Origin of the sequence: Massilia litorea (assembly GCF_015101885.1) — a bacterium.
Classification (GTDB): Bacteria; Pseudomonadota; Gammaproteobacteria; order Burkholderiales; family Burkholderiaceae_D; genus Telluria; species Telluria litorea.
The window spans coordinates 1,132,138-1,154,437 of record NZ_CP062941.1 but is presented as its reverse complement, the minus strand read 5'-3'; the positions used below and the strand labels follow the sequence as shown (position 1 = coordinate 1,154,437).

At 63.1% G+C, this 22,300-nt stretch carries 14 protein-coding genes and 2 tRNA genes; 10 read left to right on the top strand and 6 right to left on the bottom strand.

Going from position 1 to position 22,300, the window contains the following annotated elements:
• Positions 1-32: 32 nt before the first annotated feature.
• Positions 33-926: an alpha/beta hydrolase gene (locus LPB04_RS05080; RefSeq protein WP_227496624.1), complete on the bottom strand. Its 894-nt coding sequence runs from the start codon at positions 924-926 to the stop codon at positions 33-35.
• A gap of 237 nt (positions 927-1,163) precedes the next feature.
• On the opposite strand from LPB04_RS05080, the gene LPB04_RS05075 reads away from it, so the two are divergent.
• The 6 genes from LPB04_RS05075 to LPB04_RS05050 all read left to right on the top strand — a co-directional run bounded on the left by LPB04_RS05075 (position 1,164) and on the right by LPB04_RS05050 (position 10,134).
• Positions 1,164-3,299 (top strand): M3 family metallopeptidase, encoded by a 2,136-nt coding sequence (locus LPB04_RS05075; RefSeq protein ID WP_227496623.1) that lies wholly within the window; start codon positions 1,164-1,166, stop codon positions 3,297-3,299.
• A 170-nt stretch (positions 3,300-3,469) separates the two neighbouring features.
• Complete coding sequence (locus tag LPB04_RS05070; RefSeq protein ID WP_193687652.1) at positions 3,470-5,590, top strand: M3 family metallopeptidase; 2,121 nt, start codon at positions 3,470-3,472, stop codon at positions 5,588-5,590.
• 214 nt (positions 5,591-5,804) lie between these two features.
• The gene (locus tag LPB04_RS05065; protein WP_193688855.1) at positions 5,805-6,017 is read left to right on the top strand and encodes a VF530 family protein; all 213 of its coding nucleotides are present in this window, start codon (positions 5,805-5,807) and stop codon (positions 6,015-6,017) included.
• 10 nt (positions 6,018-6,027) lie between these two features.
• Positions 6,028-6,312: a DUF4404 family protein gene (locus LPB04_RS05060; RefSeq protein WP_193687651.1), complete on the top strand. Its 285-nt coding sequence runs from the start codon at positions 6,028-6,030 to the stop codon at positions 6,310-6,312.
• A 166-nt stretch (positions 6,313-6,478) separates the two neighbouring features.
• On the top strand, positions 6,479-8,674 hold the full coding sequence (locus LPB04_RS05055) for a YgiQ family radical SAM protein (protein ID WP_227496732.1): 2,196 nt from the start codon (positions 6,479-6,481) through the stop codon (positions 8,672-8,674).
• Between the two features lie 308 nt (positions 8,675-8,982).
• Positions 8,983-10,134 carry a GGDEF domain-containing protein gene (locus tag LPB04_RS05050; protein ID WP_193687649.1) on the top strand — a complete coding sequence of 384 codons (1,152 nt, stop codon included), beginning with the start codon at positions 8,983-8,985 and terminating at the stop codon, positions 10,132-10,134.
• A gap of 2 nt (positions 10,135-10,136) precedes the next feature.
• On the opposite strand, the gene LPB04_RS05045 is transcribed toward LPB04_RS05050, so the two are convergent.
• From LPB04_RS05045 to LPB04_RS05035, 3 genes are all read right to left on the bottom strand, one after another.
• On the bottom strand, positions 10,137-12,485 hold the full coding sequence (locus LPB04_RS05045; RefSeq protein WP_193687648.1) for a PAS domain-containing protein: 2,349 nt from the start codon (positions 12,483-12,485) through the stop codon (positions 10,137-10,139).
• Between the two features lie 169 nt (positions 12,486-12,654).
• Positions 12,655-12,731: transfer RNA gene (locus LPB04_RS05040), tRNA-Asp, on the bottom strand.
• A 37-nt stretch (positions 12,732-12,768) separates the two neighbouring features.
• A tRNA-Val gene (locus LPB04_RS05035) sits at positions 12,769-12,844 on the bottom strand.
• A 341-nt stretch (positions 12,845-13,185) separates the two neighbouring features.
• Here LPB04_RS05035 and LPB04_RS05030 point away from each other — a divergent pair.
• The 4 genes from LPB04_RS05030 to LPB04_RS05015 all read left to right on the top strand — a co-directional run bounded on the left by LPB04_RS05030 (position 13,186) and on the right by LPB04_RS05015 (position 19,826).
• Entirely contained in the window at positions 13,186-15,414 is a 2,229-nt protein-coding gene (locus LPB04_RS05030) for a TonB-dependent receptor (protein WP_193687647.1), read from the top strand.
• Positions 15,415-15,802: 388 nt separating this feature from the next.
• Positions 15,803-17,617, top strand: a complete 1,815-nt coding sequence (locus LPB04_RS05025) for a S8 family peptidase (protein ID WP_193687646.1) — start codon at positions 15,803-15,805, stop codon at positions 17,615-17,617.
• Positions 17,618-17,766: 149 nt separating this feature from the next.
• Positions 17,767-18,843, top strand: coding sequence for a DNA polymerase IV (gene dinB / locus LPB04_RS05020; RefSeq protein WP_193687645.1), 1,077 nt, complete (start codon positions 17,767-17,769; stop codon positions 18,841-18,843).
• 86 nt (positions 18,844-18,929) lie between these two features.
• Complete coding sequence (locus LPB04_RS05015) at positions 18,930-19,826, top strand: recombination-associated protein RdgC (protein WP_193687644.1); 897 nt, start codon at positions 18,930-18,932, stop codon at positions 19,824-19,826.
• Between the two features lie 156 nt (positions 19,827-19,982).
• Here the strand turns inward: LPB04_RS05015 and LPB04_RS05010 are convergent, their stop codons facing one another.
• Positions 19,983-21,584, bottom strand: a complete 1,602-nt coding sequence (locus LPB04_RS05010; RefSeq protein ID WP_193687643.1) for a catalase — start codon at positions 21,582-21,584, stop codon at positions 19,983-19,985.
• Between the two features lie 112 nt (positions 21,585-21,696).
• Entirely contained in the window at positions 21,697-22,182 is a 486-nt protein-coding gene (locus LPB04_RS05005; protein WP_193687642.1) for an asparaginase domain-containing protein, read from the bottom strand.
• Between the last annotated feature and the right edge of the window lie 118 nt (positions 22,183-22,300).

Below are 22,300 nucleotides of genomic sequence, written 5' to 3'. Positions count from 1 at the left end.
GAAGGCGTGATCCTAGCACGCCTCGTCAAACCTCACTTCTTCGATGGCAGCACCGCCCGCAGCCCGTGCGTCAGCACCAGCGGGAATACGCTCGCGTGGTCCTCCTCCGCAAACACTTTGACTTGCGTGTGCAGGCCCGGATAACGGTGCGCTTTTAACGCGCTGTCGAAGTCGCGCAGGTCGGCCACCATGTCGGCATTGTCTTCGTCGCGCGAACGCTTCTTGCCCGGCGCCAGCCGTTCCAGGGCGCCGATGCCGAAGAAGACGTTCGCCGGCAAATCGCGGTGGCGCTCGCCGTAGGTTTCGAGCCGGTCGAACATCACGCCGCCGTCGTACCACAGCGATGGACTGCCGAGGATGTAATGCTCGAACATGCGCGGTTCACTGAACAGGATCTGCAGGCCGAGCAGGCTGCCGTAGGAGTGGCCCACGAAAAACTTGCGCTTCATGTCGGCGCGGTAGTGTTTCGCGATCAGCGGGATCACCTCGTCGGCAATAAAACGGGCATAGGCCGGCGCTTCGCCAAGCGCGACGTTCCGGCCGGGCATGTCGGAGCGGTAGTCGTGCTTGCGCGGCACGGTCGGCGTGTAGTCGCGGCGGCGGCTGTAGACGCCGGTATCTCCCTTCGCATACGACAGGCCGACGACGATCGTCTCTTCCATGCCCGCATGTTTCGTCAAGCGCTGCGTGATGTTGCGTGCGATCGGGAAGGCGTAGTTGGCGTCGGTGACGAACACCACCGGATAGCTGCGCGTGCTGCCCTGGTAGGAATCGGGCAGCGCCACGAAAACCTGGTAATCGCGTTTGAGCTTGCGTGCGTGCAGCTCGCGCACCTCGGTATTCTCGAGCGTGTACGGCACCGGGGTTTGTGCCGATGCGGCGCCGGCCGCGGCCAGCAGGGCAAATCCAAAGACAAGCTGTTTCAATTCGCGCTCCGGTTGGGATGGGGCTCTGCCGATCTGCGGCAAGGCCACCATCTTAGCCGGAATGTTATCTTCCAAGCAATTTACACGGGATGAAGTGGACTGCCGCTGTCTTGTCTATACATCTTTGTATGCGCTTTGTTTCACTGTGACGATACGGCAATAAACCCTGCTATGATCCTCCGCGCACCTGTCGGCGGCGATCCCGCGGGCAGCCCTTTCGAGTTCGTGAGAGAGACCATGAAACGCCCACAAATGCTCATCATCGCAGCCAGCCTGGCTTTCGCCGGCGCAGCCTTCGCAGCCCCCACTGGATCCGGGACCGTCCTTGACGCGTCGAACCCCTTCGCCAAGCCGAGCGCGCTGCCGTTCAACTACCCGGCCTTCGACAAGATCAAGGACGAACACTTCCTGCCGGCCTACGCCGCCGGCATGCGCGAGCAGCTGCGGGAAATAGCAGGCATTGCCAACAATCCGAAGGCGCCGACTTTCGACAACACCATCGTCGCCATGGAGCGCTCGGGCCAGATGCTGGCGCGCGTGTCGGCCGTGTTCTCGAACCTGCAGACCGCCAACACGAACGACCGCCTGGACGCCGTCGACCGCGAGATGTCGCCGAAGCTGGCTGCCCACAACGATGCGATCTACCTGAACCCGAAGCTGTTCAAGCGCGTCGAGACCCTGCATGCCAGGCGCGAGAAGCTGGGCCTGGATGCGGAAGCGAAGTTCCTGCTGGAGCGCTACTACAAGGAATTCGTGCGCGCCGGTGCGAAGTTGTCCGCCGCCGACAAGGAAAAACTGAAAGCCTATAACGGCCAGATCGCCTCGCTGCAATCGGAATTCTCGCAGCGCGTGCTGAAGGAAGCGAATGCCTCGGCCCTGGTGCTGAACACGCGCGACGAGCTGGCCGGCCTGTCCGACGCCGAAATCACGGCCGCCGCCGCCGAGGCGAAGAAGCGCGGCCTGGACGGCAAGTACGTGCTGACCATCGCCAACACGACGATCCAGGCGCCACTGGCCCATTTGACCAACCGCGCGGTACGCGAGCGCCTGCAGGCCGCCTCGATGGCGCGCGGTTCGCGCGGCGGCGAGTTCGACACGCGCGACGTGGTGCTGAAACTGGTCAAACTGCGCGCCGAACGCGCGACCCTGCTCGGCTACCCGAACTACGCGGCCTATTCGCAGGAACTGGAAACGGCGCAGAACCCGGCCGCCGTGAACAAGCTGCTGGCCGAACTGGCCAAGCCGGCGATCGGCAATGCGAAGAAGGAAGCGGCGGCGATGCAGAAGATCGTCGATGCCGAAAAAGGTGGTTTCCAGATCGCCGCCCACGACTGGGCCTTCTACACGGATAAAGTGCGCGCTGCCCAGTACAACTTCGACGAGAACCAGCTGCGCCCATACTTTGAGCTGAACAACGTGCTGACCAACGGCGTGTTTTTTGCGGCGAACAAGGAGTTCGGCCTGTCGTTCAAGGAACGCAAGGACCTGCCGGTCTACGACCCAGACGTGCGCACCTTCGACGTGATGGACGCCGACGGCAAGCAGCTGGCGATCTTCATCTTCGACCCCTACGCCCGCGCCAACAAGCAGGGCGGCGCCTGGATGAACGAATACGTGTCGCAGTCGCATTTGCTGGGCAAGCACCCGGTGGTCGCGAACCACCTGAACATCCCGAAGCCGCCAGCCGGCGAGCCGACCCTGATGACCTACGACGAAGTGCGCACCGCCTTCCACGAGTTCGGCCACGCGCTGCACGGCATGTTCTCGAACGTGAAGTACCCGCACTTCTCGGGCACGAACGTGCCGCGCGACTTCGTCGAGTATCCATCCCAGGTCAACGAGATGTGGGCGATCTGGCCCGAAGTCCTGTCGAACTACGCGAAGCACTACAAGACCGGCGAGGCGATGCCGAAGGCGCTGCTGGACAAGGTCGTCGCGTCGAAGAAGTTCAACCAGGGCTTCATTACCAGCGAATACCTGGCCGCCTCGCTGCTTGACCAGCGCTGGCACCAGCTGACCCCGGCGCAGATCCCGACCGACGTGCTGGCCTTCGAAGCGAGCGCATTGAAAGATGCCGGCGTCGACTTCGCCCCGGTACCGCCGCGCTACCGCACGACGTATTTTTCGCACTCGATGAACGGCGGCTATTCGGCCGGCTACTACGCGTATTTGTGGAGCGAGAAGCTCGATGCCGACACCGTCGAGTGGTTCAAGGAAAACGGCGGCTTGTCGCGCAAGAACGGCGACCATTTCCGCAAGACCCTGCTCTCGCGCGGCGGGACCACCGAGGCGATGAACCTGTTCCGCGATTTCCGCGGGCGCGATCCGATCATCGAGCCGCTGCTCGAGCGCCGCGGACTGACCGGGAATTGATGATCGTCGTTCCGCGTGGGCTCGGAGAGCCCACCCTACGGTGCACCACCGTCCCTCGCCAGTTCAACGGACGGTAGTGCACCGTAGGGTGGGCACTTGTGCCCACGCGGACGTACGCACCGCATTGCCATCGAATTTTCACCGCACTACCACCACAAGATAGAGACACAATGAATCGTCATCACATCCTGCTCGTCGCCGCCACCGCCGCCGTGGCCAACCTCGCCTATGCCGAGCCGGCCTCCCTGCTGGACGCATCGAACCCCTTCGCGAAACAGAGCACCCTGCCGTTCAACTACCCGGCCTGGGACAAGATCAAGAACGAACACTTCGCACCCGCCTACGCCGAAGGCATGCGCCAGCAGGCCGCCGAAATCGAAGCGATCGCCAACAACAAGGCGGCGCCGACCTTTGATAACACCATCGTCGCGATGGAACGTTCGGGCCGGCTGCTGAACCGCGTCGGCAGCGCCTTCAACACCCTGACCGGCTCGTACACCAACGACACCCTGATCGCCCTCGACAAGGAACTGGCGCCGAAGCTGTCGGCCCACAGCGATGCGATCCGCCTGAACCCGAAACTGTATGCGCGCGTCAAGGCGCTGTACGACAAGCGCACCAGGCTGGGACTGGACGCCGAGTCGCAATACCTGGTCGAGCGCTACCACACCGATTTCGTACGCGCCGGCGCCAAGTTGTCCAGCGCCGACAAGCAGAAACTCAAGACCATGAACGGCGAGCTGGCCGCGCTGTCGACCCAGTTTGCGCAGAACGTGCTGAAGGAAGCGAATGCCTCGGCGCTGATCGTCGACAGCGCCGACGAACTGGCCGGCATGTCGGACAAGCAGATCGCCGTGGCCGCTGCGGAAGCGAAAAAGCGCGGCATGGACGGCAAGTTCGCGATCCCGGTCGTGAATACTACCCAGCAGGCCGGCCTGTCGGTGCTGACCAACCGCGCCACCCGCGAAAAGCTGCTGGCGGCATCGATGGGACGCGGTTCGCGCGGCGGCGAATTCGACAACCGCGACGTCGTCCTCAAGATCGCGAAGCTGCGCGCCGAACGCGCCGCGCTGCTGGGCTACCCGAACTACGCGGCCTACAACCTGGAAGAGCAGACCGCGAAGACCACCGGCGCCGTCAACAGCCTGCTGGCCGAATTCGCCAAGCCGGCGGTGAACAACGCGAAGAAGGAAGCGCTCGAAATCCAGAAGGTGATCGATGCCGAGAAGGGCGGCTTCCAGGCCGCGGCCCATGACTGGGCCTTCTACAGCGACAAGGTGCGCCAGCAGCGCTACGCCTTCGACGCCTCGCAACTGCGCCCCTATTTTGAGCTGAACCGCGTGCTGCAGGACGGCGTGTTCTTCGCCGCCAACAAGGAATTCGGCATCAGCTTCAAGGAACGCAAGGACCTGCCGACCTACGATGCCGACGTGCGGACTTTCGACGTGTTCGACGCCGACGGCAAGCAGCTCGCGATCTTCACCCTCGACCCGTACGCGCGCTCGACCAAGCGTGGCGGCGCCTGGGCCAACGCCTGGGTCGCGCAGAGCAAACTGCTGGGTACCCGGCCGGTGATCGCCAACAACCTGAACATCCCCAAGCCGGCCGCGGGCGAACCGACCCTGCTGACCTACGACGAAGTGCGCACGACCTTCCACGAGTTCGGCCACGCGCTGCACAGCATGTTCTCGGACGTGAAATACCCACGCCTGACGCGCGTGCCGCGCGACTACGTCGAGTTCCCGTCGCAGGTGAACGAGATGTGGATGGCGTATCCGGAAGTGCTGGCCAATTATGCCAAGCACTACCAGACCGGCGCGCCGATGCCGAAAGAACTGCTGGAGAAGGTGCAGGCGTCGCAGCAGTTCAACGAAGGCTTCCGCACCACCGAGTACCTGGCCGCGTCGCTGCTGGACCAGGCATGGCACCAGCTGTCGCCGAACCAGATCCCGACCGACGTGGTGGCCTTCGAGGCCGAGGCCCTGAAAAAGGCGGGCGTCGACTTTGCCCTGGTGCCGCCGCGCTACCGCACCACCTATTTCTCGCACACCTTCTCGGGCGGTTACTCGGCCGGCTACTACGGCTACCTGTGGGCCGAGAAGCTGGACGCCGATACCGTCAACTGGTTCAAGGAACACGGCGGCCTGACCCGCAAGAACGGCGACCACTTCCGCAAGACCCTGCTGTCGCGCGGCGGTACGATGGACGCGATGCAGATGTACCGCAATTTCAGCGGGCGCGATGCGCAAGTGCAGCCGCTGCTGGAGCGTCGTGGCTTGACCGGGCAGTGATGGTTCGTTGAAGGTGGCAGTCGTTTGTCACCGTCGCGAATGCTCAAGAGTCCGATACGCGTGGGCTCGAGAGCCCACCCTACGTTACGCGACAGCCAGTGGCCGTTGTGCACCGTAGGGTGGGCTCTCGAGCCCACGCGTTTTTCGTGCCCGTGCACACCCGACGTGGTGTATAAATCCCTTGAATCCAACCACGATAAAGACCACCCCAGCGATGAGTGTTCAATCCTTGAACGGTATTACCTTAGAATCCCTGTTAACCCGCCTCGTCGAGCACTATGGCTGGGAGGGACTCGGCCGCCGGATCGACATCAACTGTTTCCAGAAAGACCCGAGCATCAAGTCGAGCCTGAAGTTTTTGCGCCGCACCCCCTGGGCGCGCGAGCAGGTCGAGGCCTTGTACCTCGAAACCCGCTTCACCAACTAGCGAGAACGACATGCTGAACGAGAACGATTCGAACCTGAAGGCGCATTTAAAAACGCTGCACCGCAGCCTCGCCGAAACGGACGAGGTCGACGAAGAGCTGCAAATGCTGCTGCGCCAGCTCGACGGCGACATCAAGCAGGTGCTCGAACGCCGCGCCGAGGCCGACCTCGATACCAACACCTATGGCCTCGGCTCGCGCACCCAGGAACTGAGTGCCCGTTTCACCGCGCGCCACCCGAATGTGGCAGCCACGCTGCGCGAGCTCGGGAATATCCTGTCGAGCATGGGCATTTAAGGTGGGATCTCAACCACAAGTCATTGATAGATAAGCCATTTTCAGGGAGGGGAGCAGCCGGACAACCGGTTTTCCGGTAGAATACCGGCCAATGAACTCCCCAACCAATCTCTTCGCAAGCGTCCCAAAACGCTCCAGCCGCGCACCTGCCGCGCCTTTCCTCCCGATGACCCGCGCCGAAATGGATGCGCTGGGCTGGGATTCGTGCGACGTGATCCTCGTCACCGGCGACGCCTACATCGACCATCCGAGCTTCGGCATGGCGCTGGTCGGGCGCCTGCTGGAAGCGCAGGGCTACCGGGTCGGCATCATCAGCCAGCCGGACTGGCATTCCGCGGAACCCTTCCGCGCACTGGGCAAGCCGAATTTATATTGGGGCATCACCGCCGGCAACATGGACTCGATGGTCAACCGCTACACGGCCGACCGTAAAATCCGTTCCGACGACGCCTATACACCGAACGCCGAGCCGAATAAGCGCCCCGACCGCGCGGTGACCGTCTACGCCCAGCGCGTGCGCGAAGCCTATCCCGGCGTGCCGGTCGTGATCGGTTCGATCGAGGCCTCGCTGCGCCGCATCGCCCACTACGATTACTGGTCCGATAAAGTGCGCCGTTCGGTGCTGTTCGAATCGAAGGCGGACCTGCTGATCTTCGGGAATGCCGAACGCGCATTGGTCGACGTCACGCGCCGCATCGCGGCAGGCGAGAGCATCAAGGAGATCCGCGACATCCGCGGCACCGCTTTCCTGGTACAACCGGGCTGGCTGCCGGACGCCGAATGGTCGGTCCATAACTCCACCCGCGTGGACGTGCCGGGCCGGGTCGACACGCACCCGAACCCGTATGCGATGGCCCAGGAAGATGTCAAAGCCTGCGCCACCGAGAACGCGCAGCCGGAGCCGGAAGTCAAACCGGTGATCATCATGACGCGCGAGCAGCGCCAAGCCGCGGCGCGCGAAAAAGCGATGAAGACCGTGGTGCGCCTGCCGAGTTTTGAAACCGTCAGCGAAGATCCGGTGATGTACGCGCACGCCTCGCGCGTGTTCCACCTCGAATCGAACCCGGGCAATGCGCGCGCCCTCGTCCAGTCGCACGGCGACCGCGACGTCTGGCTGAACGCGCCGCCCTTGCCGCTGGCGATGGACGAGATGGACAACGTCTACGACCTGCCGTATGCGCGCAATCCGCACCCGAGCTACGGCAAGGCCCACATCCCGGCCTGGGAAATGATCCGCTATTCGGTCAACATCATGCGTGGCTGCTTCGGCGGCTGCACCTTCTGCTCGATCACCGAGCACGAGGGACGCATCATCCAGAGCCGCTCGGAGCCGTCGATCCTGCGCGAGATCGAGCTGATCCGCGACACGACGAAGAATTTCGCCGGCACGATTACGGATCTGGGCGGCCCGACCGCGAACATGTACCGCCTCGCCTGCAAGGAAAAGAGCATCGAGGAGTCCTGCCGCCGCCTGTCCTGCGTGTATCCGACCATCTGCAGCAACCTGGGCACGGACCACAGCAAGCTGATCCAGCTGTACCGCAAGGCGCGCGCGATTCCGGGCGTCAAAAAAATCCTGATCGGTTCCGGCCTGCGCTACGACCTGGCCGTGCGCTCGCCCGAATACGTGAAGGAACTGGTGACGCACCACGTGGGTGGCCTGCTGAAGATCGCGCCGGAACACACGGAGCAGGGCACCTTGTCAAAAATGATGAAGCCGGGCATCGGCGCTTACGACGAATTCAAGCGCATGTTCGACAAGTATTCGATCGAGGCCGGCAAGAAGCAGTACCTGATCCCGTATTTCATTGCCGCGCACCCGGGCAGTACCGACGAGGACATGCTCAATCTCGCCCTCTGGCTGAAGAAGAACAATTTTAAACTCGACCAGGTGCAGACCTTCACGCCGACGCCGATGGCGATGGCGACGACGATGTACCACACCCGTAAAAATCCGCTGAAAAAGGTAACGGAAGATTCGGAAGTCGTGGAAACGGCGAGGAGCGGCAAGATGCGCAAAGCCCACAAGGCGTTCCTGCGCTACCACCATCCGGAAAACTGGCCGATCCTGCGCGAAACCCTGGTCAAAATGGGCCGGGGTGACCTCATCGGCAACGGTGAACGCCACCTGGTGCCGGCCTGGCATCCGTCGGAAGAGACCGGCACGGCCGTGGCGGGCGACCGCAAGCGACAAGGCGGCATGCCGCAACTCCCGGTGCAGGCGCACCAGATCGCCGCCAATGCGAAGCGCAAGCCGGAACGGGCAGTGGCCGGCGGCCGTGCGGCGCCTGCTGCACCCGAGCGGGCGCGGCCGTCGATCCTGGCGACCATCAAGACCAAGCCCAAGGGTCCGCGCAAATAGGTCTGCCATCCTCAAGATCGGCAAAAAGGCCGGCTCCTGCAGCAATGCAGGGGCCGGTTTTTTTATTTGCGGAGACTTGTTGCTCACTGGCGACGTAACATTGTCGGCCTTGCACCGTCGCGCTGCATCGATTACCGAGCACACCCACTAAAGCAATGAAGTGTATGAAGGTATTTGACGAAACCGTGTAAGATAATTCCTTTGGGAAACAGTTGTTAGCTGTTGAATAAGATTTCGATCGCTCTGGCGATTGCCGAAATAAGCCTGCGCCACTTGCGGGCCACAGCTCGCCCACAAGGAATTTTGCAGTGATCGATCATCACCTTTACATGCTGGCAGTCGGCATCGGCAACATTGCGTTTGCCCTGCTGATGGTGCCCTATTTGCGCAGCACCGGCGCGACCCCTGGCCTGAAGGTATGGATGTGGGCGCGCATGGCCTTCGGCGCGACCCAGCTGCTGGCAGTGGTGCGTCCGGCCACGGGCTTGCCGGTGCTGGCGATCGCGGAATCGGCGGGCTGGATCGCCGGCCTGATGCTCGAGGCGGCGGCCTATGCCATGTTCTTCGGCTATCCCCAGTTGCGGCGCTACCTGGTGCCGGTCTCGGCGCTCTACCTGCTGCTGGCCTGCGCCGCCTCCCTGAACGGCTTGCCGCACCTGCAGCTGATCGTCTATGTATCGCTGGCGATGGGTCTCGGGTCATTCACGACAGGCGCGATCCTGATGCATCCGCGCCTGCCCGGCGCGACCGCCCTGCAACGCCTGATCGGCGCCACCGACATGGGCGCCGGCGCCACCCTGGCGGTCTGGGCGGTGATTGTGCTTGCCGGCCATTCCGTTCCGCAATGGGGCGAAGCGATGGCGTATATCGCCGGCTACCTGCTGCTGATCGTGAACGGCTGCGGTTTCATCCTGATGAGCAAGCAGCGCGACGATGCGCGCATGGAGCGCCTGGCCACGACCGACGACCTGACCGGCCTGCTGAACCGCCGCGCCTTCTTCGCCCGCGCCGAGGCGGCGCGCCTCCTCGCGCTGCGCCTGCGCCAGCCGATTACCGTCCTGATGCTCGACATCGACCATTTCAAGCAGCTCAACGACCGCTTCGGCCATGCGACGGGCGACGAGGCGCTCGTCAAATTTTCCGCGACCTGCATGGATTCGCTGCGCGAGCACGACATCCTGGGCCGCCTGGGCGGAGAAGAGTTCGCGCTGGCGCTGCCGGGCACCGACCTCGGCGGCGCAATGCACGCCGCCGAGCGCCTGCGCCAGGGCGTGCTCGACACCCGCCTGCTCACCTGCGGCAACAGTTATACGATGACGGTCAGCGTCGGCGTGGTCCTGATCGACCCCGAGGAAGATTTAGCCACCGCACTCGCGCGCGCCGACCACGCGCTGTACGAGGCCAAGAGAAACGGACGCAATCGGGTCGAGGCCGGTTTAGTGGGCCGGCGCCGCGCCTGATATCACGCGTGCGCCAGGCGCGCCAGCAGATCCTGCACCGCGCCCAATTGCGCCGGTTTCGTCAGGTGGTGATCGAAACCCGCATCGCTCGAGCGCAGGCGGTCGCTGTCGGTCCCCCATCCGGTCAGCGCGACCAGGGTGATGCTTTCCAGTCCCGGTTTGATGCGCATGGCGCTGGCGGTTTCATACCCGTTCAGCCCGGGCATGCCGATATCGAGGAAGGCGACCTGCGGCATGAATTCAACGGCCGCCTGCAGGGCCGCCACGCCGTCGTGCGCCACCCGCGTCGTGTGTCCGCTGGCCTCGAGGATCATCGAGAGGGTCAAGGCCGCATCCACGTTGTCGTCGACCACCAGCACCCGTAAGCCCGGGCACGGGCCGGCTGCCGCGCCGGCGTCTCCCGCCTGGGCGGCAGGCGCCTGCGTGGCGCCACTGGCGGCCAGCGGCAGCCTGACTTCGAAGGTGCTGCCCTTGCCGGCGCCGGCACTGGCCGCCGTCACCGAACCGCCGTGCATCTCGACCAGGCGCCGCACCAGCGACAGCCCGATGCCGAGGCCGCCCTGGGCACGTTCCACGTGGCGCTCGACCTGCTTGAACATGTCGAACACGCTGATCAAGGAATCGGCCGGGATGCCGACCCCGGTATCGGACACGGTCACGACGGCAAATTCCCCGTCGTCGCGCAGCGACAGGTCGATGCGTCCGCCGGCGGGGGTGTACTTGGCGGCGTTGTTGAGCAGGTTCGCCACCACCTGGGCGATCCGGGTGACGTCCGCATCGACCACCAGTTCCTGGTCGGGAAGCGCCACGTTCAGGCGGTGCCGCGCCGCCTCGATCAGCGGCATGCTCGTTTCCACCGCACTCGAGAGGATCCTGGCCAGGCCCGCCCGCTCGCGCTTGAGTTCGAGCTTGCCGCCGCTGATGCGGGCCACGTCGAGCAGGTCGTCGATCAGGTGGACCATGTGGCCGACCTGCCGCTCCATCATCTCGCGCACTCTGCGCACCGCGCCGGCATTGTCGCCGGACAGGCGCATGAGACCCAGGCCGCTGCGAATCGGCGCCAGCGGATTGCGCAGCTCGTGCGCCAGCGTCGCCAGGAATTCCGTTTTTCTCCGGTCCGCTTCGGACAGGTCGGCCGCCAGGTGGCGCAGCTGCTCGTCGGAGCGCTTCCTGGCCGTGATGTCGGAAAACAGGAGGGCGACCCTGCCGCTGCCGGCGCCGCCGATCGGCGTGGCGTAGACATCGAACCAGCGTCCGAGCGCGGCCGCTTCGCTCTCGAAGCGGACCGCTTCGCCGGTCAGCGCGACGCGGCCGTAGGTATCGAACCAGAATCGGTCGAGTTCCGGCACCAGTTCCCTGGCCGTCTTGCCGGTGGCCTCGGCCAGGCCCGTGTGGCGCTCGAACATGCCGTTCATCTCGAGGAAACGGTAATCGACCGGCTTGTTCCCAGCGTCGAAGATCATCTCGAGGATGGCGAAACCCTGGTCCATCGACTCGAACAGGGTCCGGTAGCGTTCTTCGCTGGCGCGCAGCTTTTCCGCGGCGAGCGTGCGCTCGGTCTGGTCGACGCCATGGACCAGCAGGCCGGTAATGGCGCCGTCCGGATCGCGCAGGGCCGTGAAGACCAGGTCGATGAAGCGTTCCTCCAGCGCCGCACCCGGTTGGCGCTGCAGCATGACGGGCATGTCGGTGCCGGTGAACGGTTCGCCCGTGCGGTAGACCTCATCGAGCAATTCGAAAAACCCCTGGCCCTCGACTTCCGGCAGCGCCTGGCGTATCGGCTGGCCGACCGGGTCGCGCTTGCCGACCAGTTGCTGGTAACGTTCGTTGATCAGCTCGATGACGTGGTCGGGGCCGCTGAACACGGCCATGAAGGCGGGTGTCTGGTTGAAGATGTCGGCCATGCGCGCGTTGGTGGCCTGCACCTCCTTGAGCAGCCGTTCGCGCTCGACGCCGGTCTCATGCGCCGCAGTCACGTCGCGCGAGACCGCCAGCAGATGTTGCAGCTGGCCGTCTTCGGCGCGCACCGCGGTGACCATGACTTCCCACCAGCGTGGGGTGCCCGCGGCGGTCGGGCAGTAGGCCTTGAATTGGCCGATGCCGCCGGCCCGCGCCAGCGCCAGCGCCGCATCGACCGCCGCCTGGCTTTCCTGTGGCCAGAAGGATTTCCATAGCGCCCCGGCAAAGCGCTTGAAATCGTCGATTTCCATGGCGCAGATGCCGTTCCGGTTCATCGCCACGATATGGCCGTCATTGCTGAGCAGTTTCAGGCAATCGGGACTGCTTTCGAACAGTTGCAGTCCCAGGGCGTTGGTGTCGAGGAGGGGAGCGCTAGGGGAGGTATGCTGCATCAAGAGTCCAGGTCTGCGGTTGCCGGCAGGGGCGTGGCGAAGGCCGGCTAAAGTTCATCAATATCATGGCCTGGCAGCGGCTGACTGTTCGTTCGCGAACGCGTACGAAAGAGAAACGGAAACGGAAAAGAAAAAAGGCCCGACGAATCGGACCTTTTTTCCTTGATGCTGGCGGAGCGGACGGGGCTCGAACCCGCGACCCCCGGCGTGACAGGCCGGTATTCTAACCAACTGAACTACCGCTCCGTTTTTACTGATCGGTTCCTCGTTTCGAACTGAATGCTGGTGGGCGCTGAGAGGCTCGAACTCCCGACCTAATCCTTGTAAGGGATCCGCTCTACCAACTGAGCTAAGCGCCCCGCTCACCGTATTCTGTTCGTCTGACGTTTGTCATCGCGTCTGAAGAGGCCCGAATCATAGCGTATGGCTTCGCGGATATGCAAGGGTTTTTCTAAAAAAGTGGAAAACCCCGTTTTCGGCGGCAGTACCGGTGGTTGAAGGAAGTGTTGTTAATCGGGTCGTGCAAGGCCTCCCGCGCTTGCCTTGCCAGCCCGCCATCGGAAACAATAGCGGCTTGATTCAGCGGCAATCTTGAGACATCGACAAAGATGCAGGTGCCGTGGCGGGTAAACCGCCGGCCGCCTGGCGGCGCATGGAGGAAGTAGCGGCATCGCGTTTTTTTCTCACTTCAAGGAACAACATGATCAAGATGTCCAAGATGCACCGCCGCGTCGTGCACGCGCACGCTCTGCTGGCGCTGGGCGCCGCCTTTCCGGCCGGTTCGGCCCTGGCCCAGGAAGCAGCCCCGGCCGCCAGCACCGGCGCCCTGCAGACCGTGACCGTCACCGCCCAGCGGCGCACCGAAAACATCCGCGACGTGCCGGTGTCGGTCTCGGCCCTGCGCGGCGAAAAGCTCGACGTGCTGGTGTCGGGCGGCGAGGACATCCGCCTGCTGGCCGGCAAGCTCCCGAGCCTGAACGTGGAATCGTCGAACGGCCGTACCTTCCCGCGTTTCTACATCCGGGGCTACGGCAATACCGATTTCAACACCTTCGCCTCGCAGCCGGTCTCCCTGATCTATGACGACGTGGTGCAGGAAAACCCGATTCTGAAAGGCTTCCCGATCTTCGACCTGCAGAGCGTCGAAGTGCTGCGCGGGCCGCAGGGCACCCTGTTCGGCCGCAACACCCCGGCCGGCGTGGTGAAATTCGAATCCGAGAAGCCGAGCCTGAACAAGCTCGAAGGCTATTACAACGCCTCCATTGCAACCCACAACACGATCAACGTCGACGGCGCCGTCAACGTGCCGCTCTCGAAAGAATGGGCGATGCGCTTCTCGGCCCTGCGCCAGCACCGCGACGATTACGTGGAAAACTTCGCCGACCTCGCCCAGACCCAGAAGCGCGGCGACCTCGACGGCTACAACGAACACGCCGAACGCGTGCAATTCCTGTACAAGCCGGCCGGCGCCTTCAGCGCCCTGTTCAACCTGCACCAGCGCACCACGAGCGGCAGCGCGCGCCTGTTCCGTGCCAACCTGATCCGCAAGGGCACGAACGACATCGCCGACGGCCTCGATCTCGACCGCATCGTCACGAACGCGCAGAACTTCCAGAATCTGACCACCCGCGGCGCCAACGCCCGCCTGTCCTGGGACCTGGGCGACTATAAACTGTATTCGGTCACCGGCTACGAGACCATTGGCGACTACAACAGCCGCGGCGACATCGACGGCGGCACCCCGGCCGGTCCCGGCTTCATCCCTTTCCAGGTCGAGACCGCCAGCAAGATCGAGGACCTGAAGCAGTACAGCCAGGAAGTGCGCCTCGAATCCGAATACGCCGGCCCCCTGAACTGGCAGGCAGGCGTGTACTGGTTCGACGAATCGGCTACCGGCGGCAGCGACAATTTCAGCAGCACGACCGGCGCGCGCACCTCGCGCCTGTTCAGCCGCCAGGACAATACGGCCTGGGCCGTGTTCGGTTCGGCCACTTATAAAGTCTCGAGCGTGTTCGATGTCCGTGGCGGCCTGCGCTACACGAAGGACAAGAAGGATTTCAATACGGTCGTCAACGAAAACGTGGTGCAGATCGGCGACACCGGCGTGAACACCAGTAAGGCGAAGGTCAGCTGGGACCTGTCCGGTACCTACAAGCTGACCCCGTCCGTAAACGTGTATGGCCGCGTCGCCACCGGCTTCCGCGCGCCGAGTATCGCGGCGGCCTCGGCCTCGGTGCCGATCACGGTGGCCGATGCCGAGACCATCACCTCGGTCGAAGCCGGCGTGAAGGCCGACCTGTTCGACCGCCGCGGCCGGGTCGCCTTCTCGGTCTACGACTACACGGTCAAGGACCAGCAGCTGACCGTCGTGGGCGGTAACTCGAACGTCAACCGCCTGATCAACGCGGATAAAACCAAGGGCCGCGGTGTCGAGCTCGACGTCGAGGCGGCGATCAGCCCGTCGCTGCGCGTGACCGGCAGCACCAGCTACAACTACACGCAAATCCGCGACGCCAGCCTGTCGGTGAACCGCTGCGGTTCCTGCACCATCCTGGATCCGATCAACGCCGCCAACCGCGTCGTCATCAACGGCAACATGCTGCCGCAGGCGCCGCGCTGGATCGTCAACGCCACCGCGCGCTGGAGCGCGCCGGTCGCCGACGGCGAGGTGTTCGTGTTTACCGACTGGTCGTATCGCAGCAAGATCAATTTCTTCCTGTACGAAGCGGCCGAGTTCACCGGCAAGCCGCTGACCGAAGGCGGCCTGCGCCTGGGTTACACCTGGGCAAATGGCAAGTATGAAGCGGCCGTGTTCGGCCGTAACATCCTCGACCAGCGCCGCATCACGGGCGCCATCGACTTCAACAACCTGACGGGCTTCACCAATGAGCCGCGTACCTGGGGCGTTCAATTCAAGGGTAACTTTTAATTACAAGAAGCTGACAAAACGCAGCTGACGGTTAAAAAACCTGTGGTGTCCGTAAATGGCCGCGCTCTGCGCGGCCTTTTTTATGCCTGTTTCATAAGCAGATGTCTTGCCTTATATACCAAGTAATGATTGTTGCGACGATGATAATGAAAGCCTGCCGTATGTTATTTGGCGTACATACAAAACCTTCAAATAAACGATGTTTTTGTTAAATCAACATGCGAAAGTGTTGCGAAAGCGCTGCACACGATTCGAAATTCCCCACACGCATGATTACTCCGCAGTACATTTTCCGAGCCGCCACTCGAGGGCACATCGGCGACCAGCCGGTGAACATAAACCAAGGCAATCACGCCTTGACGGAAAACTACACATCGAAGGGCTCAACATGAAGTCGACGCAATCGATTTACCCGAGTTTGTTGAAAGTCGCTGTAGCTGTCTCCATCGCCACCGCCTCGCTGGGCTTCGGCTCCGCCATCGCCGCAGGCAGCGCGCCTGAAGCCCAGGCCGCGGGCACCACGCAATATATCCTCCACACCGACCGCCTGATCGTCAAATACAAGGATGCCAACGTCGGCAGCGCCAAGGCCACCGTGCCGACGGCCATGACGGCGGCACGCCAGGCGATTGCCGACCGCGCCGGCCAGCAGTTCGGCATGCGCCTCCAGGCCCTGCACCATATCGCCACCGGCGCCCAGGTGCTGAAGATCGACCGCAAGGTGTCGCTGCAGGAAGCGTCGGCGCTGGCGAAGGAACTGATGGCACGCGACAGCTCGATCGAATACGCTGAGCCCGACCGCATCATGACCAAGATGGCCACGGCCAACGACCCGTATTACGCGCAGCAGTGGGATTACACCGACGCGACCGGCGGCCTGCGCCTGCCCGGCGCCTGGGACCTCTCGACCGGTACCGGCGTGAACGTTGCCGTGATCGACACCGGCTACCGTCCACACGCCGACCTTTCCGGCCAGTTCGTCGGCGGCTACGACTTCATTTCCGACACCGCGGTGGCCAACGACGGCAACGGCCGCGACGCCGACCCGTCCGACCCGGGCGACTGGATCGCCGCCAACGAGTGCTACGCCGGCAATACCGCACAGAACTCGAGCTGGCACGGCACCCACGTGTCCGGCACCATCGCCGCCAAGACCAATAACAGCCTGGGCATCGCCGGCGTCGCCTACAACGCCAAGATCGTGCCCGTGCGCGTGCTCGGCAAGTGCGGCGGCTACACCTCGGACATCGCCGACGCGATCATCTGGGCCTCGGGTGGTACCGTGACCGGCGTGCCGGCCAACGCCAACGTGGCCAAGGTCATCAACATGTCGCTCGGCGGCGGCGGCGCTTGCGATACCACGACCCAGAACGCGATCAACAGTGCCCGTTCGCGCGGCACCGTCGTCGTCGTCGCGGCCGGCAACGAAAACCAGAACGCCAGCAACTCGAATCCGGCCAACTGCACCGGCGTCATCGCCGTGGCGGCAACCGGCAAGACGGGCGCGAAGGCATCGTATTCGAACTACGGTACCGTGGTCGACGTGGCGGCACCAGGCGGCGACGGTGCCAACAGCATCCTGTCGACGCTCAACAGCGGCACCACGACCCCGGGTTCCGACAACTACGTCGGCTACCAGGGTACCTCGATGGCGACCCCGCACGTTGCCGGCGTGGCTGCACTGATGCTGTCGAAGAACCCTGCGCTGACGCCGGACGACATTGAAGCCAAGCTCAAGAGCACCGCACGCGCTTTCCCGGGCACCTGCTCGCAGTGCGGCACCGGTATCGTCGACGCGGCAGCCGCCGTCGCCGCCGCCAGCGGCGCGACCGCGCCGACGATCTCGGAAACCGAGTCGAACAACACGATCTCGACCGCGAACGCGATCTCGACCAGCGGCACCACCGTCAACGGCACCATGAGCGCCTCGACCGACAGCGACTACTTCGTCATCCAGCTGCCGCCCGGTAAGACGCTGACCGCCACGATGACCCCGGGCCTGTCGACCGCCGACTACGACGTGTACAGCTACAACAGTGCAGGTACGCAGCTGACCGCCAGCGAAAACGGCGCCGGCGCGACCGATACCGCTTCGGTGGTGAATAACGGCAGCACCACCGCGCCAGTCTATGTGCGCGTGAAGTACTACAGCGGCGGCACCGGTTCGACCAACGGCAAGTACACGCTGAAGGCGACCTGGTAATTTCCCTGCTTGCGTAACAAAGCCCAAAGACGCGCGGCTTGCCGCGCGTCTTTTTTTGCCTGAAGCGCCCTCCCTGCGCCCCTTGCAACAAAATCCAATTGACGAGATACTGTACGGAATTACAGTAGTCGGCCCCGGCCGCCGCCAGAGTGAACGTCCCCGCACGTAAAATCATCCATTGCGATTGCGACTGTTTTTATGCCTCGGTCGAGATGCGCGACGATCCGTCCCTGCGCGGGCGTCCGCTCGCCGTGGGTGGCCGGCCCGACCAGCGCGGCGTCGTCGCGACCTGCAATTACGAGGCGCGCCGCTTCGGCATCCATTCGGCGATGGCGACCGCCCAGGCCATGAAACTGTGCCCGGAATTATTGGTCATTCCGCCGGCGATGGAGAAATACCGGATCGCCTCGCGCCAGATCATGGAGATCTACAGCGACTACACGGACCTGGTCGAACCGCTCTCGCTCGACGAAGCCTACCTGGACGTTTCGAATTCCCCGCACTGCAAGGGCAGCGCCACCCTGATCGCGCAGGAAATCCGCAAACGGATTTTCGAGACCGTCGGCATCACCGCCTCGGCCGGCGTGGCGCCGAACAAATTCGTCGCGAAAATCGCCAGCGACTGGAACAAGCCGGACGGCCTGTTCCTGGTGCGGCCGGAAGAAGTGGATGCCTTCGTCTCGGCGCTGCCGGTGAAAAAACTGCACGGTGTCGGTAAAGTGACGGCCGCCAAGCTGAATAAACTGGGTGCGCAGACCTGCCTTGATTTGCGCGGCTGGACAATGCAGGAGCTGCAACACCACTTCGGCAGTTTTGGTGCGCGCCTGCATGACCTGTGCCGGGGCATCGACAACCGCGAAGTCAGCCCGGAGCGCGAACGCAAATCGGTCAGCACCGAGGAAACGTATACCAACGACGTCCCCGACCTGCCGGCCTGCCTGGCGCTGCTGCCCGAGTTATATGAACACCTGCTGGGCCGGATAAAACGTGCCGGTGCCGAAAAATTCATCAATAAGCTGTTCATTAAAATCAAATTTTCCGATTTCCAGCAGACCACCGTCGAGTGCGTCGCCTATGCACCGCACCTGCCCACCTTCGCGCGCCTGATGGAGACCGGCTGGCTGCGTGCCAGCCGCCCCGTACGCCTGCTGGGCGTGGGCGTGCGCCTGGGCGACAGCGAACATGTCGAGCAGCTGAGCCTGTTTGACGAACACGCAACACATTAAAACGTTGTTGTTGCCACGTGAAAATGTGGCGACATCAGCGTGTAGAATGTCGTTCCCCTGAAATACTGAGACAACAGAAAGCAACTATGTGGTTCAAGAATCTTCAGATTTACCGCCTGCCCGCACCATGGGCCTTCACGCCTGAACAGATGGAGGAGGCGCTCGCGCCACTGGCCTTCACGCCGGCGAACAGCAATGAACTGCTGCGCCAGGGCTGGGATGCGCCGCGTCCGAACGGCGGCCTGGTTCACGTCGTCAACAAGCAGATGCTGATGATGCTCGGCACCGAAAAGAAGCTGCTGCCGAGCTCGGTGATCAACCAGGTCGCCAAGGCGAAAGCGGCCGAGCTGGAAGAGCAGCAGGGCTTCCCGCCAGGCAAGAAGGCGATGAAAGAACTGAAGGAACGCGTGGCCGACGAACTGCTGCCGCGCGCATTCACGATCCGCAGCAATACCTGGACCTGGATCGACCCGGTCAACGGCTGGCTGGTTGTCGATGCCGCCAGCCCGGCCAAGGCCGATGACGTGGTCAAGCTGCTGCTGAAAGGCGTCGACCGCATGCCGCTCGAGTCGCTGCGCGTGCAGCGTTCGCCGGTGGCCGTGATGACCGGCTGGCTGGAAGCCGACGAGGCGCCATATAACTTCACGATCGACCAGGACACGGAACTGCGTGCCACCGGAGAGAGCCGCGCGGCTGTCCGTTACGTGAAACACTCGCTCGATCCGGACGACATCCGCCGCCACATCGCCGCAGGTAAACAGTGCACGCGCCTGGCCATGACCTGGAACAGCCGCGTCAGCTTCGTGCTGACCGAATCGCTGGCGATCAAGGGCATCAAACCGCTGGACGTCATCAACGAAGGCGGCGCCGTCACCAACAGCGACGACGAGCGTTTCGATAACGACATGATGCTGATGACCGGCGAGCTGGCGAAGATGCTGGCCGACGTGGTGGAAGCCTTGGGCGGCGAAGCCAAGGCCTGAGCGCTTGTAGGGTGGGCACCCCGTGCCCACCGGGAAGCGTGCGCCATGTTGACAAGGATCGCGGCCAATAATGATCATCAGTCCGCGTGGGCACGGCGTGCCCACCCTACAACTTCACGTAAAAACGGACCCGCGCGGGTCCGTTTTGCTTGGTACTTATTTCGCGCTGGCCACCTCCTCACTGGTTGCCGGCTCCTCGCTCCTGCCGTCGGTGTAGGTCGCGCCCTGGCGGTTCTCGTGCGGCATCGGCTTGCCTGGCAGCGGCGGCAGCGCCTTCGCCTTCTCGAGGTCGATGCCGGCGATCTGCGCCACGCGGCGCCCGTAATCCTCGTCGCAATGCCACAGGTGCCATACCATGCGCAGCTGTACGACTTCAGGGCATTGTTTCAGGTCGCCGCCGACATTGTTGACGAGTTCCTCGCGCTCCCAGTCGGCGAAACTGCGGTAGCGGTCGCCCGCCTGTTTGTAGTCGCTGCGCGTATTCGTCGTCTGGTAGCGGCCGAGGTGGCCTTCGACATACTGGTGATAATCGCGCTGCGGCTGCGGCGCCTCCTGCGTGCCGCCCAGCAGGCTCGGCTCGTAGTTGATGTGTTTGTTTTCTCCGCTGTCGTCGACCACATACGTCATCTGGCCGTCGCGCTGGTTGGTGCGGGGGCGGGCACGTTCCTGCGGCGCATTGATCGGCAGTTGCAGGTAATTCGGGCCGACGCGGTAGCGCTGGGTGTCGGAATAAGAGAGGGTGCGGCCCTGCAGCATCTTGTCGTCCGAAAAATCGACGCCGTCGACCAGCACGCCGGTGCCGAAGGCCGATTGCTCGGTTTCGGCGAACACGTTGTCTGGATTGCGGTCAAGCACCATGCGGCCCACCGGCAGCAGCGGAAACTGGTCTTCCGGCCAGCGTTTGGTGTCGTCCAGCGGGTCGAAGTCGAGTTCGGGATGCTCGCCGTCGGCCATGATCTGCACGCAGAATTCCCATTCCGGATAATCGCCGCGCTCGATTGCGTTATACAGGTCGCGCGTGGCGTGGCTGGTGTCGTGCGCCTGGATCTCGGCCGCCTGGGCGGCGGTCAGGTTGCGCACGCCCTGGCGCGGCTGCCAGTGGAATTTCACCAGATGGGCCACGCCCTGGTCGTTGATGAGTTTATAGGTGTTGACGCCCGAGCCTTCCATCTCGCGGTAGTTCGCCGGGATGCCCCACGGACTTTTTACCCAGGTCACCATGTGCAGCGCTTCGGGAGAATTGGCGACGAAATCATAGAAGCGCCACGGCTCCTGCTGGTTGGTGACCGGATCGGGTTTAAAGGCGTGGATCATGTCCGGGAATTTAATGGCATCGCGAATGAAGAACACCTTTAAATTGTTGCCGACCAGGTCCCAGTTGCCCTCGACGGTTTTCAGTTTGACGGCAAAGCCACGCGGATCGCGTGCGGTTTCCGGTGAGTCCTTGCCGCCGATAACGGTCGAGAAACGGACGAACACGGGCGTTTGCACCCCGGTCTCGTTCAGTACCCGCGCACGTGTGTATTTGCTGGCCGGTTCGCCGCCGATGGTGCCATAGGCTTCGAAGAAGCCGTGGGCACCGGTGCCGCGCGCATGGACCACGCGCTCGGGAATGCGCTCGCGATCAAAATGGGTGATCTTCTCGATGAACTGGTAGTTCTCGAGCGTGGCCGGACCGCGCTCGCCGACGGAGCGCAGCGACTGGTTATCGCGCACGGGGTGGCCCTGGCGCGTAGTCAGGATGGGACGGTCTGACATGGAAACTCTCCTCTCGGTTTCAGGGAGAGAAAAGTATAAAAACTTTACCGACAGGGCAGCGCTCTGCTGCCCTGTGGAATTTTTATTTGATGCTTTTGAGTATTGCTGCTGTTTACAGCGGTTCGAACACGCCGGCGGCGCGGTTCTTGGTCACGTTATTCCAGGCGAACACTTGCCCGTTCATGGCGACATACACGCCGGGCGCCAGCGTCTGCGCCACACCGCAGGCAAAGCCGAGATTGAACAGGGCGTCGGAATTGGCGATCTCGTAGGGGATCATGGCGCCGGTGAGCACGATCGTCTTGCCGAGGTTCGCAGCGCCGAGCACAGCGGCCGTTTGCGGCATCGTATCGGTGCCATGCACGATGACGATCGCCTTTTCGCCGGCAGCCTGGCAGGCGGCGAGCACGCGCTGGCGATCGGCATCCTGCATGTCGAGCGAATCGAGCAGCGGCAGCACTTCGAGCGCGACCGGAATGGTCAGGCGCGCACGTTTGATTACCTCCGGCATGTGGCTTTCGGAAAAGCCGAGCACGCCGTTCAGCTCATTGTAATGTTTGTCGAAGGTGCCGCCGGTGGCGATGAGTCGCAAAGTCATATCGGTTTATAAACGCAGTAAAAAAAGGTGGGTCATCATAGCGCCAAAATGGTGTGTATCCAGATGTGACTGCGCTAGAATCGGCTGGATCGGATGAGTAGACTGATCTTTTTTAAGG

Coding starts and splice junctions, on each gene's coding strand:
- LPB04_RS05075 (WP_227496623.1), top strand. CDS start 1,164: ATGAAACGCCCACAAATGCTCATCATCGCAGCCAGCCTGGCTTTCGCC.
- LPB04_RS05070 (WP_193687652.1), top strand. CDS start 3,470: ATGAATCGTCATCACATCCTGCTCGTCGCCGCCACCGCCGCCGTGGCC.
- LPB04_RS05065 (WP_193688855.1), top strand. CDS start 5,805: ATGAGTGTTCAATCCTTGAACGGTATTACCTTAGAATCCCTGTTAACC.
- LPB04_RS05060 (WP_193687651.1), top strand. CDS start 6,028: ATGCTGAACGAGAACGATTCGAACCTGAAGGCGCATTTAAAAACGCTG.
- LPB04_RS05055 (WP_227496732.1), top strand. CDS start 6,479: ATGACCCGCGCCGAAATGGATGCGCTGGGCTGGGATTCGTGCGACGTG.
- LPB04_RS05045 (WP_193687648.1), bottom strand. CDS start 12,485: ATGCAGCATACCTCCCCTAGCGCTCCCCTCCTCGACACCAACGCCCTG.
- LPB04_RS05030 (WP_193687647.1), top strand. CDS start 13,186: ATGATCAAGATGTCCAAGATGCACCGCCGCGTCGTGCACGCGCACGCT.
- LPB04_RS05025 (WP_193687646.1), top strand. CDS start 15,803: ATGAAGTCGACGCAATCGATTTACCCGAGTTTGTTGAAAGTCGCTGTA.
- LPB04_RS05015 (WP_193687644.1), top strand. CDS start 18,930: ATGTGGTTCAAGAATCTTCAGATTTACCGCCTGCCCGCACCATGGGCC.
- LPB04_RS05010 (WP_193687643.1), bottom strand. CDS start 21,584: ATGTCAGACCGTCCCATCCTGACTACGCGCCAGGGCCACCCCGTGCGC.
- LPB04_RS05005 (WP_193687642.1), bottom strand. CDS start 22,182: ATGACTTTGCGACTCATCGCCACCGGCGGCACCTTCGACAAACATTAC.